This is a genomic window from Streptomyces sp. NPDC002853 (assembly GCF_053591915.1).
The window spans coordinates 103,378-116,745 of record NZ_JBSFUS010000009.1 but is presented as its reverse complement, the minus strand read 5'-3'; the positions used below and the strand labels follow the sequence as shown (position 1 = coordinate 116,745).

At 71.0% G+C, this 13,368-nt stretch carries 14 protein-coding genes and 1 tRNA gene; 12 read left to right on the top strand and 3 right to left on the bottom strand.

Annotated features, from left to right (window positions below):
- Nucleotides 1-58: 58 nt before the first annotated feature.
- Nucleotides 59-670, bottom strand: coding sequence for a 5-formyltetrahydrofolate cyclo-ligase (locus ACWD02_RS25145; RefSeq protein WP_451214683.1), 612 nt, complete (start codon nucleotides 668-670; stop codon nucleotides 59-61).
- Nucleotides 671-764: 94 nt separating this feature from the next.
- On the opposite strand from ACWD02_RS25145, the gene galU reads away from it, so the two are divergent.
- The 7 genes from galU (at nucleotide 765) to ACWD02_RS25110 (ending at nucleotide 6,329) form a co-directional block, all read left to right on the top strand.
- Complete coding sequence (gene galU, locus ACWD02_RS25140; protein WP_451214682.1) at nucleotides 765-1,670, top strand: UTP--glucose-1-phosphate uridylyltransferase GalU; 906 nt, start codon at nucleotides 765-767, stop codon at nucleotides 1,668-1,670.
- Nucleotides 1,671-1,674: 4 nt separating this feature from the next.
- Nucleotides 1,675-3,006, top strand: coding sequence for a molybdotransferase-like divisome protein Glp (gene glp / locus ACWD02_RS25135; protein ID WP_451214681.1), 1,332 nt, complete (start codon nucleotides 1,675-1,677; stop codon nucleotides 3,004-3,006).
- Between the two features lie 87 nt (nucleotides 3,007-3,093).
- Complete coding sequence (moaC, locus tag ACWD02_RS25130) at nucleotides 3,094-3,585, top strand: cyclic pyranopterin monophosphate synthase MoaC (RefSeq protein WP_363211760.1); 492 nt, start codon at nucleotides 3,094-3,096, stop codon at nucleotides 3,583-3,585.
- Entirely contained in the window at nucleotides 3,582-4,082 is a 501-nt protein-coding gene (locus ACWD02_RS25125; RefSeq protein ID WP_451214680.1) for a MogA/MoaB family molybdenum cofactor biosynthesis protein, read from the top strand. Before moaC ends, ACWD02_RS25125 begins: the two co-directional genes overlap by 4 nt.
- Nucleotides 4,079-4,702, top strand: coding sequence for a GNAT family N-acetyltransferase (locus ACWD02_RS25120; RefSeq protein ID WP_272902883.1), 624 nt, complete (start codon nucleotides 4,079-4,081; stop codon nucleotides 4,700-4,702). Before ACWD02_RS25125 ends, ACWD02_RS25120 begins: the two co-directional genes overlap by 4 nt.
- 197 nt (nucleotides 4,703-4,899) lie before the next feature.
- Nucleotides 4,900-6,177, top strand: a complete 1,278-nt coding sequence (sepX, locus tag ACWD02_RS25115; protein ID WP_451214679.1) for a divisome protein SepX/GlpR — start codon at nucleotides 4,900-4,902, stop codon at nucleotides 6,175-6,177.
- Between the two features lie 78 nt (nucleotides 6,178-6,255).
- Nucleotides 6,256-6,329, top strand: a tRNA-Ala gene (locus tag ACWD02_RS25110).
- A gap of 61 nt (nucleotides 6,330-6,390) precedes the next feature.
- Here the strand turns inward: ACWD02_RS25110 and ACWD02_RS25105 are convergent.
- Nucleotides 6,391-6,903, bottom strand: coding sequence for a GNAT family N-acetyltransferase (locus ACWD02_RS25105; protein ID WP_451214678.1), 513 nt, complete (start codon nucleotides 6,901-6,903; stop codon nucleotides 6,391-6,393).
- A gap of 66 nt (nucleotides 6,904-6,969) precedes the next feature.
- Here ACWD02_RS25105 and ACWD02_RS25100 point away from each other — a divergent pair, with 66 nt between their 5' ends.
- Together ACWD02_RS25100 and ACWD02_RS25095 are read left to right on the top strand one after the other, a co-directional pair.
- Complete coding sequence (locus ACWD02_RS25100) at nucleotides 6,970-7,770, top strand: exodeoxyribonuclease III (protein WP_451214677.1); 801 nt, start codon at nucleotides 6,970-6,972, stop codon at nucleotides 7,768-7,770.
- Nucleotides 7,771-7,855: 85 nt separating this feature from the next.
- The gene (locus ACWD02_RS25095) at nucleotides 7,856-8,908 is read left to right on the top strand and encodes a DUF6528 family protein (protein ID WP_451214676.1); all 1,053 of its coding nucleotides are present in this window, start codon (nucleotides 7,856-7,858) and stop codon (nucleotides 8,906-8,908) included.
- 153 nt (nucleotides 8,909-9,061) lie between these two features.
- On the opposite strand, the gene ACWD02_RS25090 is transcribed toward ACWD02_RS25095, so the two are convergent.
- Entirely contained in the window at nucleotides 9,062-9,718 is a 657-nt protein-coding gene (locus tag ACWD02_RS25090; RefSeq protein ID WP_451214675.1) for a MerR family transcriptional regulator, read from the bottom strand.
- A 163-nt stretch (nucleotides 9,719-9,881) separates the two neighbouring features.
- On the opposite strand from ACWD02_RS25090, the gene ACWD02_RS25085 reads away from it, so the two are divergent.
- The 3 genes from ACWD02_RS25085 to ACWD02_RS25075 are packed head-to-tail and all read left to right on the top strand — an operon-like array spanning nucleotide 9,882 to nucleotide 13,308.
- Nucleotides 9,882-11,477: a flavin-containing monooxygenase gene (locus ACWD02_RS25085; RefSeq protein ID WP_451214674.1), complete on the top strand. Its 1,596-nt coding sequence runs from the start codon at nucleotides 9,882-9,884 to the stop codon at nucleotides 11,475-11,477.
- Nucleotides 11,474-12,433 carry an alpha/beta fold hydrolase gene (locus ACWD02_RS25080; RefSeq protein ID WP_451214673.1) on the top strand — a complete coding sequence of 320 codons (960 nt, stop codon included), beginning with the start codon at nucleotides 11,474-11,476 and terminating at the stop codon, nucleotides 12,431-12,433. The genes ACWD02_RS25085 and ACWD02_RS25080 overlap by 4 nt, the downstream gene beginning before the upstream one ends.
- Nucleotides 12,430-13,308 (top strand): SDR family oxidoreductase, encoded by an 879-nt coding sequence (locus tag ACWD02_RS25075; RefSeq protein WP_451214672.1) that lies wholly within the window; start codon nucleotides 12,430-12,432, stop codon nucleotides 13,306-13,308. The genes ACWD02_RS25080 and ACWD02_RS25075 overlap by 4 nt, the downstream gene beginning before the upstream one ends.
- Nucleotides 13,309-13,368: the final 60 nt, after the last annotated feature.

Here is a 13,368-nt window from a genome sequence, read left to right as displayed (position 1 = left end):
GCAGCAGTGAAAGGGCCCTCCACGCGCGCGTGGAGGGCCCTTTCCGTCTTCGTGGGCCTCAGCGGAAGTGGCGTGCTCCCGACGGGGTGACGACGGCGTGCACCGGCTTGTCGTGCGGCTCCTGGGGGACGCGCGCGACGACTTCGGTGTCGTACAGGAGCACCACGAGGGCCGGATCGGCCCCGGCCCGCCCGAGCCTGGCGAGCACCCTGTCGTACGACCCGCCGCCTCGCCCGAGGCGCATCCCGCGCGCGTCCACGGCCAGACCCGGCAGCAGCACGACGTCGGCCGCCACGACCGCGTCGGGCCCGAGCCGCGGTCCCGACGGCTCCAAGAGCCGGATTTTCCCCGGGTGTTGCACCTGGGCCAGCGAGTCCTCGCCCTCGTAGCCCGCCCAGTCCAGGTCGTTGTCGTCGAGGAGCACCGGCAGCAGGACCCGCGTCCCGCGCGCGTGGAGGGCGTCAAGGAGCGCGCGCGTCCCCGGTTCGCTCCCCACGGAGACGTACGCGGCGACCGTGTGCGCCCCGGAGAGCTCCGGCAGCTCCAATGCGCGGTCGGCGAGAACCGCGGCGGCCTTCTGCGCGTTATCCCTAGTCAACCGGCTTCTCACCGCGAGGATTTCTCCGCGCAAGGTGCGCTTGGTTGGTTGGTCCGAGCCGGTTTCTTGCATGGTGCGCTCACAAATCCTTCCAGGTGCGCTCATATGAGAACAAAGTGCCCGGAGCCACAGATTCCGCACATAGTCACCGGTTATGGTTACGGACATGACTGAGTCTCACCCCCCGCGGATCAGCAAGGCTGTCATTCCCGCAGCAGGTCTCGGAACCCGGTTCCTGCCGGCGACCAAGGCCACTCCCAAGGAGATGCTGCCGGTCGTCGACAAGCCGGCGATCCAGTACGTGGTCGAGGAGGCCGCATCCGCCGGCCTCGACGACGTCCTCATGATCACCGGCCGCAACAAGCGCCCCCTCGAGGACCACTTCGACCGCAACTACGAGTTGGAGTCGGCCCTCCTGAAGAAGGGCGACGAAGCGAGACTTGCGAAGGTCCAGGAGTCCAGCGACCTCGCCACCATGCACTACGTACGCCAGGGCGACCCCAAGGGGCTCGGTCACGCCGTCCTGTGCGCCGCCCCGCACGTGGGCAACGAACCCTTCGCGGTGCTCCTCGGCGACGACCTGATCGACCCGCGCGACCCGCTCCTCGCCCGCATGGTCGAGGTCCAGGAGCGGCACGGCGGCAGCGTCGTCGCCCTCATGGAGGTGGCCCCGGAGCAGATCCACCTCTACGGCTGCGCGGCCGTGGACACCACGGACGAGGGCGACGTCGTGAAGGTGACGGGCCTGGTCGAGAAGCCCGACCCGGCGGACGCCCCCAGCAACTACGCCATCATCGGCCGCTATGTCCTGGACCCCCATGTCTTCGACATACTGCGCAAGACCGAGCCGGGCCGCGGCGGCGAGATCCAGCTCACCGACGCCCTCCAGCAGCTCGCCGCCGACGAGAAGGTCGGCGGCCCCGTGCACGGCGTCGTCTTCAAGGGCCGCCGCTATGACACCGGCGACCGGGGCGACTATCTGCGTGCCATTGTCAGACTCGCGTGCGAACGTGAAGACCTGGGCCCGGACTTCCAGGCCTGGCTTCGCAGTTACGTGTCCGAGGAGATGTAGCACTTTGAGCAGCAGCGCGACGACCGAAGTCACCGGCCAGGAACACGTCTGGTCGGTGAGCGAGCACCTGGACGACATCCTCGGATCCGTCCGCCCCCTGGAGCCCATCGAGCTCCAACTCCTCGACGCCCAGGGCTGCGTCCTCGTCGAGGACGTCACGGTGCCCGTCTCGCTGCCGCCCTTCGACAACAGCTCCATGGACGGTTACGCGGTCCGGGTCGCCGACATCACGGGCGCGAGCGAGGAGTTCCCCGCCGTCCTGACGGTCATCGGTGACGTGGCCGCGGGCCAGGGCGAGCAGCCGGAGGTCGGCGCGGGCCAGGCCGCCCGCATCATGACCGGCGCCCCGCTGCCGCCCGGCGCGGAGGCCGTCGTCCCCGTGGAGTGGACCGACGGAGGCCTCGGCGAAGGCCCCGTCTCCGGGATGCGCGCGCACAGCGGAGCACCCGAGGGAGCTTCCGGCGAGGTCCGCGTGCACCGCCCCGCCGAGGCACGCGCGCACGTGCGCGCGCAGGGCAGCGACGTCCGGGCCGGCGACCGCGCGCTGACCGCGGGCACGGTCCTCGGCGCCCCGCAGATCGCCCTGCTCGCCGCGATCGGCCGGGGCACGGTGAAGGTGCGCCCCCGCCCCCGCGTGGTCGTCATGTCCACCGGCAGCGAACTGATCCAGCCCGGCGAGGAGTTGGCCAAGGGCCAGATCTACGACTCCAACAGCTTCGCCCTGACCGCCGCGGCCCGGGACGCCGGAGCGATCGCCTACCGCGTGGGCGCGGTCGCCGACGACGCCGAGACGCTGCGCTCCACCATCGAGGACCAGCTGATCCGCGCCGACCTCATCGTCACCACGGGCGGCGTCAGCGTCGGGGCGTACGACGTCGTGAAGGAAGCACTCTCCTCCGTGGGGGACGAGGACGAGGACGGCAGCGGCATCGAGTTCCGCAAGCTCGCCATGCAGCCGGGCAAGCCGCAGGGCTTCGGTTCCATCGGCCCCGACCACACCCCGCTGCTCGCCCTGCCGGGCAACCCCGTGTCGTCGTACGTCTCCTTCGAGATCTTCGTGCGCCCCGCGGTGCGCGCCCTGATGGGCCTCCCGGACGTCCACCGGCCCACGGCGCGCGCGGAGCTCACCGCCGACAAGGCGCTGACCTCCCCCGGGGGCAAGCGACAGTTCCTGCGCGGGCAGTACGACGCCGAAGCGGGCGGCGTGCGACCCGTGGGCGGCGCGGGCTCCCACCTCGTCGCGGCCCTCGCGCACGCGAACGCGCTGATCGTCGTCCCCGAAGACATCACATCGGTGGAGCCGGGTACGGACGTCGAAGTGGTCCTGCTCGGCTGAAGGGCGCGTCCGCGCGGTACGGTGTCGCGCACATAGGCCCCCTTGCGCCGCACCGCCGGAGGGCCCGGACCGGGAGCGCCACAGCACATGAGTACCGAGCAGCGACTGACGCACATCGATGAAGCGGGCGCCGCCCGCATGGTCGACGTATCCGCGAAGGACGTGACGGCGCGCACCGCCCGGGCCAGTGGCCGCGTCCTGGTCTCGCCCCGCGTGATCGAACTGCTGCGCGGCGAGGGCGTGCCCAAGGGCGACGCCCTGGCCACCGCGCGGATCGCGGGCATCATGGGCGCCAAGCGCACGCCCGACCTGATCCCGCTCTGCCATCCGCTGGCCGTCTCCGGGGTGAAGCTGGACCTCTCCGTGGCGGACGACGCCGTGGAGATCCTCGCCACGGTGAAGACGACGGACCGTACGGGCGTCGAGATGGAGGCGCTCACCGCGGTGACCGTCGCCGCCCTCACGGTGATCGACATGGTCAAGGCCGTCGACAAGGGCGCGGTCATCACGGATGTGCGCGTCGAGGAGAAGACCGGCGGCAAGTCCGGGGACTGGAGCCGCGAAGGAGCCGGAGCATGACCGCCTACCGCGCACTGGTCGTCACGGCCTCCAACCGCGCGGCCGCCGGGGTCTACGCCGACCGGGGCGGGCCGGTCATCGCCGAGGCGCTGACCGCCCTCGGCTTCGAGGTCGAAGGACCGCAAGTCGTCCCGGACGGTGACCCGGTCGAGCAGGCCCTGCGCGCCGGATCCGAGGCCGGCTTCGACGTGATCCTCACCACAGGCGGCACCGGCATCTCGCCCACCGACCGCACCCCCGAGGCCACACGCGCCGTCATCGACCACGAGGTGCCCGGCATCCCGGAGGCGATCCGCGCGTACGGCAGGGAGAAGATCCCCACGGCCGTCCTGTCCCGCGGTCTGGCCGGGGTCGCGGGCCGCACCCTCATCGTGAACCTGCCCGGCTCCACCGGCGGCGTACGGGACGGCATGGCCGTCCTGGAGCCGCTCCTCACGCACGCCGTCGAGCAGCTCCGGGGCGGCGACCATCCCCGCCCCCCAGGCGGTGCGAGCTGAACAGCCCCTCCTGGCCCGTCGAGCTGACGGACGGCGACGTCGCCCTCCGTCCGATAAAGATGCGCGACCAGCGGCCCTGGCGTGAGGTCAACCGGCGCAACCGGGACTGGCTGCGCCCCTGGGAGGCGACCATTCCGCCGCCCACGCCCAGCGGCCCGATCGTGCACCGCCCGACGTACCGTCAGATGGTCCGGCACCTGCGCGCCGAGGCGCACGCCGGGCGCATGCTGCCCTTCGTGATCGAGTACCAGGGGCGGCTCGTGGGGCAGTTGACGGTCGCCGGGATCACCTGGGGATCGATGTGCTCGGGGCATGTCGGCTACTGGGTCGACCAGTCGGTCGCGGGCCGCGGCGTGATGCCGACCGCCGTCGCCCTCGCGGTCGATCATTGCTTCCGCTCGGTCGGGCTGCACCGCATCGAGGTCTGCATTCGCCCGGAGAACGGGCCAAGTCGCAGGGTCGTGGAGAAACTCGGATTCCGCGAGGAGGGGCTCCGTCCACGTTATCTCCACATCGACGGCGCCTGGCGCGACCATCTTGTCTTCGCGCTCACCGCGGAAGAGGTACCGGAAGGGTTGCTGCGGCGCTGGCACCAGGCACGACCTCGGAACACCGCGTAAATAGAATAAGTGTTTGAAATAAATCCGTGATCGACCGTCTGGGGCCCGACTTGGTCCCTCTGAGGCATTAATTTCACGGTCCCGGTGGCCTGTTGATCGCATCAGTCACAAAAAAAGTTCGAGATATCAGCCAGATCGTGCGACACACCGGCTCAATTGGCAGATGGCCTCCAGCAAACCCCTCTACCGTGTGAGGCGTGAGCAGCAGCGGCCTCATCTACGCAGTCATCGTCGGGGCCTGGGCCGCCTACTTGGTGCCGATGTGGCTCCGTAGGCAGGACGAGCTCAATGAAGCCCGTCCGACGGAACGCTTCAGCACCGCCATCCGGCTCCTGTCCGGACGTGCGGGGATGGAGCGCCGATACGCCAAGGACCTGCAAGCGCGCTCGCCCGAAGAGGAGGAGTCGCGCGACCCGGACGACGCCACCGGCGCGGTGGACGTCCGGGCCTTCGTCGCGCCCCCGCATCGACAGGGCGGCCAGGAGGAGCGGCCCGAGCCGCAGGGCAAGGCGCCGGTCAAACCCCAGGCGCAGCAGCCCTCGCCGAGGCCGCGGACGCAGCAGCCTCCGGCCAGGCCTCAGGCGCAGGCCGCGGCGCAGCCCCCGGCCAGGCCCACCGTGAAGGCCCCGGTGCCGACCCCGGCCCCGACCGGAGCCCGGTCCCAGCAGTCGCACGCCCGGCGGGCCGCGTCGGCGGAAGCCGCCGCGCGAGCCCGGCGCACGAAGGTGCTCGCACGCCGACGGCGTACGACGGTGATGCTGTTCATCGCCTTCACGGCCGGCACGGTCGTCGCCGCCGTCGGAGGGCTCGCGTTCCTCTGGGCGCCCGCGGCGCCGGCCGCGCTCCTGAGCGCGTACATCGTGTATCTGCGGGGCCAGGAGCGGCGCCGCTTCACCTACACCATGGACCGGCAGCGGGCCGAGGTCGCCGCGCAGCGGCTGCGCGAGCGTCAGCCGCGCAGGCGTGCGCCGGGCGGAACGGAAGCGGTCGTCGACGAAGCGGAGGAAGGACCGGGACCCGAGACGGAGACCGGGCTCTCCGCGCTCGCCGCCGACCGCCGCGCCCTGGTCGAGCAGACCGACCACGCCGAGTGGGTGGACCAGCAGCGCGAGCGCCAGCGCCGCCCCGGCCACGGCGACAGCTGGGACCCGGTGCCGGTGCCCCTGCCGACGTACGTGACCGCGCCGGTCGCCCCGCGGGCCACCGGCGACGTCGACCTGGGCGCACCCGACGCCTGGAGCTCGGCACGGTCCAGCTCCGTGGAGCCCAGCGCGGACGAGGCGCGGGGCGAGGCGGCCGAGAGCGAGTACGCCGATTACGCCGAGACCGCGGAAGGCGCCGACAGCGCGGACGGCGGCGGTGGCCGCAGCGACGCACGGCGGGCCGCGTCCGCACGCAGGGCCCGCGAACGCGGACGCACGCCCCTCTTCGATCAGTACGACGACGGGGAGCGGCCGCGGGCCGCCAACGAGTGATGCCTGACCAGCGAGGGACCGGGCAGGAACGGATTTCCAAGCACCCGGATCGGGATGCTAGAGTTTCACTCGTTGCAAGGGCCTGTGGCGCAGTCTGGTAGCGCACCTCGTTCGCATCGAGGGGGTCTGGGGTTCAAATCCCCACAGGTCCACTGCACATGAGATCCCGCCCGGTTCTTCGAACCGGGCGGGATCTTTGCGTGTGCCCAAGGGCTACAGGAACTTGGCGAAGCAGCGGCTCAGGTTCTCGAAGCGGTAGAGGCCGAACTTCGAGGGGGCCGGGGTATAGCCGGTCGACGTGTAGAGGGCTATGGCCTCCGGCTGCTTCGTGCCCGTCTCCAGGACCATGCGCGTACGGCCCGCCGCCCTCGCGTCGTCCTCGAGGGCCGCCAGGATGAGCCGGGCCAGGCCCAGGCCGCGGGCCTCCGGGGTGACGTACATGCGCTTGATCTCCGCGTCGCCGTGCGCGTAGCCCTCGTCGTTCTCCTCGTGGCCGCGCCAGCCGCCGGTGGCCACCGGGGTGCCGCTCTCGTCGTACGCGAGGAGATACAGACCGCGCGGGGCGGTGAACATGGCCGGGTCGAGGGGTGTGACGTCGCCCTCATCTCCGTACCGCTCCGCGTATTCGAGCTGCACGCGGTCGTTGAGCCTGACCGCGTCGGGGTGGTCGAAGGGGGTGGGGCGCAGCTCGACGGAGGCCCGGTGCGCCGGTGACTGAATACTCATGCGAATCATCGTACTTCTATGCGGTGGTGTGCGGGTATCCATTAAGTGTGCCGGTATCGTTCCGGGATGCTCCAAGTGACCAGTGTGAATGTGAACGGGCTGCGCGCCGCCGCCAAGAAGGGCTTCGTCGAGTGGCTCGGCGAGACCTCCGCCGACGTGGTCTGCCTCCAGGAGGTGCGGGCCGAGCCCCAGCAGCTGCCGGCCGAGGTGCGGGAGCCCGAGGGCTGGCACGTGGTGCACGCACCGGCCGCCGCCAAGGGGCGCGCGGGTGTCTCCCTCTATACGCGCCGTGAGCCGGACCGCGTGCAGATCGGATTCGGGTCGCAGGAGTTCGACGGGAGCGGGCGCTACGTCGAGGCCGATCTGCCCGGCGTCACCGTCGCGAGCCTGTATCTGCCCTCGGGTGAGGTCGGCACGGAGCGGCAGGACGAGAAGATCCGCTTCATGGGGGAGTTCCTCGCGTACCTGAAGGGTCTCAGGGTGCGGGCGGCCGCCGAGGGGCGGCAGGTGGTGGTCTGCGGTGACTGGAACATCGCGCACCAGGAGGCCGACCTCAAGAACTGGAAGGGCAACAAGAAGAACTCGGGCTTCCTGCCCGAGGAGCGCGCCTGGCTGAGCGAGGTCTTCGAGGGGGACGCCGGGTACGTCGACGTCGTGCGGGCGCTGCACCCCGACGTCGAGGGCCCGTACTCCTGGTGGTCCTACCGAGGGCGCGCCTTCGACAACGACACGGGCTGGCGGATCGACTACCACGTGGCGACGCCGGGTCTCGCGGAGCGCGCGGTCAAGGGTTTCGTGGAGCGGGCGGCCAGTCACGAGGAGCGGTGGTCGGACCATGCGCCCGTCACGGTGGTCTACGACATGTGATGCCGCGCGGCGCCATGGCATGTTGCGAGCGCGTACCTGACAATGTCTCAACTGTCAGCCGTGTGGGGGTAACTTCATGTCCGGTATGTCGAGACCGTCTCGTCGGGGTGTGCTGCTCGGGGCTCTGGGCGCGGGGATCGGGGCGGGGCTGCCGATGGTGGCCGCGTCGCCCGCCGCGGCCGCCGGTGACGGCGGAGGTGCCGGAGGCGCCGGCGGGATTCCCCGGCGGACGCCGCCCGTGCTCCTCACCGAGCAGGCGACCCAGCAGATCCTCGTGCTCGACCCGAGGCGCAGGGTCTGGGACCCGCAGGAGGACCCGTCCGTCGTGCGGTGGGCGTTCTCGCCCCGGGAGCGCGAGGGGTACGAGGATCTGCGGCCCGACGACAGCTTCGTGTATCCGAGCGAGTCGAAGGTGCGCAGACACAAGAAGCGTACGTACGTCCTGACCACCGCGTCCTTCGGCTTCGTCGCCGTCGTCGACTACCCGTCGGGGAAGCGGTATTGGGGTACGGCGATCGGGCCCGGCGACGATCTCTTCAATCCGCACAGCGCGGAGATCCTGCCGGACGGCAATGTCGCGGTGGCGTGCAGCACGGGTGCGCTGGTCAGGCTGTACGCGGCGTCGCAGGGGCCGCGGGCCTCGCGATTCGCCGAGGCGGAGCTGAAGGGGGCGCACGGGCTGCACTGGGACGGCAGGCGCGAGGTGCTGTGGGCCATCGGCGACGATGAGTTGGTGACGTACGCCGTGGGTGGCACGCGGGCACGGCCCACGCTGACGCGGCGGTTCTCGATCGGGCTGCCGGTCGGGACGCCGGGCAGGACCCCCGGCGGGCATGACCTCTTCCCGGTGGCCGGGCGCCCCGGGCGGCTGTGGGTGACGACCAACGCGTCCGTCTTCCAGTACGACATCCGGGAGAAGGCCTTCGTGCAGGACTTCGCGGGGGCCGAGGAGATTTCCCGGAAGTCGGTGAAGGGCGTCGGCAATGATCCGCGTACGGGGCAGGTCATCTCCACCGTGCCGGAGGGCGGTCTCGAGGAGACCTGGTGGACGACGAAGGTGAGTGTCCATCGGCCGCGGGGGGAGTATGAGTTGGTCGGTGGCGGGATCTACAAGGCGCGGTGGTTCCTGCCGAGGTAGGGGGCTCGTTCGGGTGCACGCGGGAGGGGGCTGAGGTCTTGTCTCCGGCGGTTCTTTCCCCGATCCCGCCCCTTCCCGGAAATTCCGGCTCCGCCGGCTCGTGCGTACCGTCATCACCGGCTTCGCCGAGTTCGTCCTCGAACGCCGGACGGGCTATTTGTCCGACGCCATGCGGCGGTCCAGCGCCATCGACAGCTCCGCCTCCACCACGCTCTTGGCCAGCGGGCGCAGACGCTCGATGCTGACGTCGCCCGCCTCGGCGGGGGTGTGCGTGCGGATGACCGTGACGAACAACTCGGCCAGTGCGTCCGCGTGTTCGCGCACGCGCTGGCCCGCCTCCAGGACCGCGGCCAGCGGGATGCCCTCGCGGACCAAGGTCGACGAGACGTCCAGGAGGCGGCGGCTCACGTGGACGATCTCCTCGCCGTCCGTGCCGAGGTAGCCGAGGTCAAGGGCCGCGGCGAGGTTCTCGGGGGTGACCTCGCCCGCGAAGCGGTCGGCCAGTTCCTCGGGGGTGAGGCGGACCGGGGTCTCCTCGGTGGATTCGCCGATGCCGAGGAGTTCGCCGACGTCGCGGCCGTTCTCGAAGGCTTCCGCGAGTTCCGCGATGCCGTTCAGGGTGTGGCCGCGGTCCAGGAGGGCGGCGATCGTGCGGAGTCTGGCCAGGTGGTGGTCGTCGTACCAGGCGATGCGGCCCTCGCGGCGGGGCGGCGGGATCAGGCCGCGCTCCCGGTAGAAGCGCACGGTGCGCACCGTGATGCCGGCCGCCTTGGCCAGCTCCTCCATGCGGTACTCGCGTGTCTCTGCCACGGCAGCAGCCTATGTGCTGCCGGATCGCGTGTGCGTTCGGTCGAGATCTACCGGCGGTAACTCAAGTCGCCGGACCCCTACCCATCAGTAGGCAGGTGTTCTACTCTCCCAATTGCGCCAGTGGTCACTGGCAGAGTCGTGATGCAGTTCGGGAGGCGGCGGCATGGCCGAGGACGAGCGCCAGCAGAAGCGCGAACAGGGGCGCGAGGGCGGGCCCGAGAGTGGTCGCGCACACGAACACGTGCGGGTGGCGGTGATCGGTTCGGGATTCGGCGGGCTCGGTGCCGCGGTCCGGCTGCGCCGCGAGGGCATCACCGACTTCGTCGTCCTGGAGCGGGCCGACGCCGTCGGTGGCACCTGGCGGGACAACAGCTATCCGGGCTGCGCGTGCGACGTGCCCTCGCACCTGTACTCGTTCTCGTTCGCGCCCAACCCCGACTGGCCGCGCACCTTCTCCGGCCAGGAGCGCATCAGGGAGTACCTGGAGCAGGTCGCGGACACCTTCCGGCTGCGCTCGCACATCCGCCTCGACACCGAGGTGCTCGAGATGCGCTGGGACGCGGAGAAGCTGTGGTGGGAGGTCGAGACCAGCAACGGCACCCTCACCGCCGATGTCGTCGTCTCCGCCACCGGGCCGCTCTCCGACCCCAAGCTCCCGGACATCCCCGGCCTCGACACCTTCGAGGGCAAGGTCTTCCACTCCGCGCGCTGGGACCACGACTACGACCTGCGCGGCAAGCGCGTCGCGATGATCGGCACCGGTGCCTCCGCCATCCAGATCGTGCCCGCCATCCAGCGCGAGGTCGGCAAGCTGACCCTCTTCCAGCGCACCCCGCCCTGGGTGATGCCGCGCATGGACCGCGCGATCAGCAAGGCCGAGCGGTGGGTGCACCGCCAGTTGCCGTTCACCACGCAGGCCCGGCGCGGAATCCTGTGGGGCATACGGGAGTTGCAGGTCCAGGCGTTCACCAAGCGGCCGAACGAGCTCGGTGCGGTCGAGCAGCTCGCCAAGCGGAACATCTCCAGGGCCATCAAGGACCCGGCGCTTCGGGCCAAGCTGACACCCTCGTACCGCATCGGCTGCAAGCGCATCCTGCTGTCCAACACCTACTACCCGGCGCTCGCGCAGCCCAATGTGGACGTCGTGGCCAGCGGGCTCAGCGAGGTGCGCGGCAACACCGTCGTCGCCGCGGACGGCACCGAGACCGAGGTCGACGCGATCATCTTCGGCACGGGCTTCCACGTCACGGACATGCCGATCGCCGACCGGGTGGTGGGCGCCGACGGCGGGACGATGATGGAGTCCTGGAAGGACGGCATGAAGTCCCTGCGCGGCGCGACCGCCGCGGGCTTCCCGAACTTCATGACGGTCATCGGCCCGAACACCGGCCTCGGCAACTCCTCGATGATCCTGATGATCGAGTCCCAGCTGAACTATCTCGCCGACTACATGCGGCAGTTGGACGTGCTGGGCGGCCGGGCCGCGCTCGCCGTGCGCACCGGCGCCGTGGACGCCTGGAACGACAAGGTGCAGGAGCGCATGAAGCGCACCGTGTGGAACACCGGCGGCTGCAACAGCTGGTACCTCGACGAGAACGGCGTGAACACGACGATCTGGCCGGGCACGACGAGCGAGTTCCGCGCCGCCACCCGGCGGGTCGATCTCGCCGAGTACGAGGTGGTGCGGCCGCCCAAGGTGAGTCCGGAAGCGGCGCCGCCGAAGTCCCGTAAGGCGAAGAAGGTCGAGGCAGGAGCATGAGCAGGCTGACGCATGTGACGAGCGGGCCGTTCGCGCCGCCCGCTGCCGCGCGGGAGCTGACCGTCGTGTCGGCGGACGGCGCGCGGCTGCACGCCGAGGTGCACGGACCCGACGGCGCGCCCGCGGTGGTGTTCGCGCACGGGTGGACCTGCTCGACCGCCTTCTGGGCGGCGCAGATACGTGACCTCGCGGTCGACCACCGGGTGATCGCGTACGACCAGCGGGGACACGGTCGCAGTGTCGCGCCGGACGGGGTGGAGGGGTACAGCACCACCGCACTCGCCGACGACCTCGAAGCCGTGCTCGCGGCGACGCTGGAGCCGGGGGAGCAGGCCGTGGTCGCCGGGCACTCCATGGGCGGCATGACGATCATGGCCGCGAGTACGCGGCCCGGGTTCCGGGAGCACGCGGCGGCGGTGCTGCTGTGCAGCACGGGCAGTGCGCGGCTCGTCGCCGAGTCGCTGGTGGTGCCGATGCGGGCGGGGCGGGTGCGGACCCGGCTCACGCGGTCGGTCCTCGGGGCGAAGGCGCCGCTGGGGCCGGTGACGCCGATGGCCAGGCGTGTCCTCAAGTACGCCACGATGGGCCCCGGTTCGGCGCCCGACCGGGTCGACGTGTGCGCGCGGATCGTGCACGGGTGCCCGCGGGTGGTGCGCTACCGCTGGTCGCACGTGCTCGACGAGATCGCACTCGACGCGGGTGTACTGGAGTTGGAGGTGCCGACCGCGGTCATCGCCGGTACGGCCGACCGGATGACTCCCGTCACGCATGCGCGGCGCCTGGCCGGGATGCTGCCGGACTCCCTCGGCCTCACCGAGCTGCCGGGGATCGGTCACATGACGCCGGTCGAGGCGCCGGAAGCGGTCACGGCGAAGGTCAGGGAGCTCGTGAAGAGGTACGCGGGAGCGGCCGGTCAGCAGGTTCAGGTTCAGGGGCTCGAAGGGAGCAGCGCATGAGCAAGGTCAGCCTTGAGGGTCAGGTCGCGGTCGTCACCGGGGCGGCGCGCGGCGTGGGGGAGCTGCTCGCGCGCAAGCTGTCGGCGCGTGGCGCGAAGATCGCGCTCGTCGGTCTGGAGCCGGACGAGTTGAAGCAGGTGGCCGGGCGGCTGCACACCGAGGCCGAGGCCTGGCACGCGGACGTCACGGACCATGCCGCGATGGCCCGGGTCGCCCAGGAGGTCAAGGAGCGGTTCGGGAAGGTCGACATCGTCGTCGCCAACGCGGGCGTCGCCAACGGCGGGCCCTTCGTCGAGTCGGACCCCGAGGCGTGGCGGCGGGTGATCGAGGTCAACCTCATCGGCAGCGCGGTGACGGGGCGGGCGTTCCTGCCGGTCCTGATGGAGAGCCGGGGCTATCTCCTGCAGATCGCCTCGCTTGCGGCGATCACTCCGGCGCCGATGATGACGGCGTACTGCGCGTCGAAGTCGGGCGTCGAGGCGTACGCGCACTGTCTGCGGGCCGAGGTCGGCTACAAGGGCGTGAAGGTGGGCGTCGGTTACCTGTCCTGGACGGACACGGACATGGTGCGGGGCGCGGACGAGAACGACGTCATGCGGGAGCTGCGGCAGCGCCTGCCGTGGCCGTCCAACAAGACGTATCCCCTTGGTCCGGCCGTCGACCGGATCGTCGCCGGCATCGAGCGGCGGTCGAGCCATGTGTACGCGCAGTGGTGGCTGCGGGGGATGCAGGGCATCCGGGGTTACCTGCCGGCGCTCATCGGCACGGTCGGCCAGCGCGAGATGCGGCGGTTCGAACCCCGGCTGAGCTCGGTCTCCACGGGGCTGGTGGGCGCGGGGGGCTCCGCCGACGAACAGGCGCGTACCGGGCGGTAGTTGATGCCGCGACGATGAGGCCCCCCGGCGTCCCGGGGGGCCTCATCTGGTCAAACTCGG

Bases quoted from the DNA above. Each gene is read 5' to 3' on its own strand.
- ACWD02_RS25145 (WP_451214683.1), bottom strand. From the start codon at position 670: ATGCAAGAAACCGGCTCGGACCAACCAACCAAGCGCACCTTGCGCGGA.
- galU (WP_451214682.1), top strand. From the start codon at position 765: ATGACTGAGTCTCACCCCCCGCGGATCAGCAAGGCTGTCATTCCCGCA.
- moaC (WP_363211760.1), top strand. From the start codon at position 3,094: ATGAGTACCGAGCAGCGACTGACGCACATCGATGAAGCGGGCGCCGCC.
- ACWD02_RS25125 (WP_451214680.1), top strand. From the start codon at position 3,582: ATGACCGCCTACCGCGCACTGGTCGTCACGGCCTCCAACCGCGCGGCC.
- ACWD02_RS25105 (WP_451214678.1), bottom strand. From the start codon at position 6,903: ATGAGTATTCAGTCACCGGCGCACCGGGCCTCCGTCGAGCTGCGCCCC.
- ACWD02_RS25100 (WP_451214677.1), top strand. From the start codon at position 6,970: ATGCTCCAAGTGACCAGTGTGAATGTGAACGGGCTGCGCGCCGCCGCC.
- ACWD02_RS25095 (WP_451214676.1), top strand. From the start codon at position 7,856: ATGTCGAGACCGTCTCGTCGGGGTGTGCTGCTCGGGGCTCTGGGCGCG.
- ACWD02_RS25085 (WP_451214674.1), top strand. From the start codon at position 9,882: ATGGCCGAGGACGAGCGCCAGCAGAAGCGCGAACAGGGGCGCGAGGGC.
- ACWD02_RS25080 (WP_451214673.1), top strand. From the start codon at position 11,474: ATGAGCAGGCTGACGCATGTGACGAGCGGGCCGTTCGCGCCGCCCGCT.
- ACWD02_RS25075 (WP_451214672.1), top strand. From the start codon at position 12,430: ATGAGCAAGGTCAGCCTTGAGGGTCAGGTCGCGGTCGTCACCGGGGCG.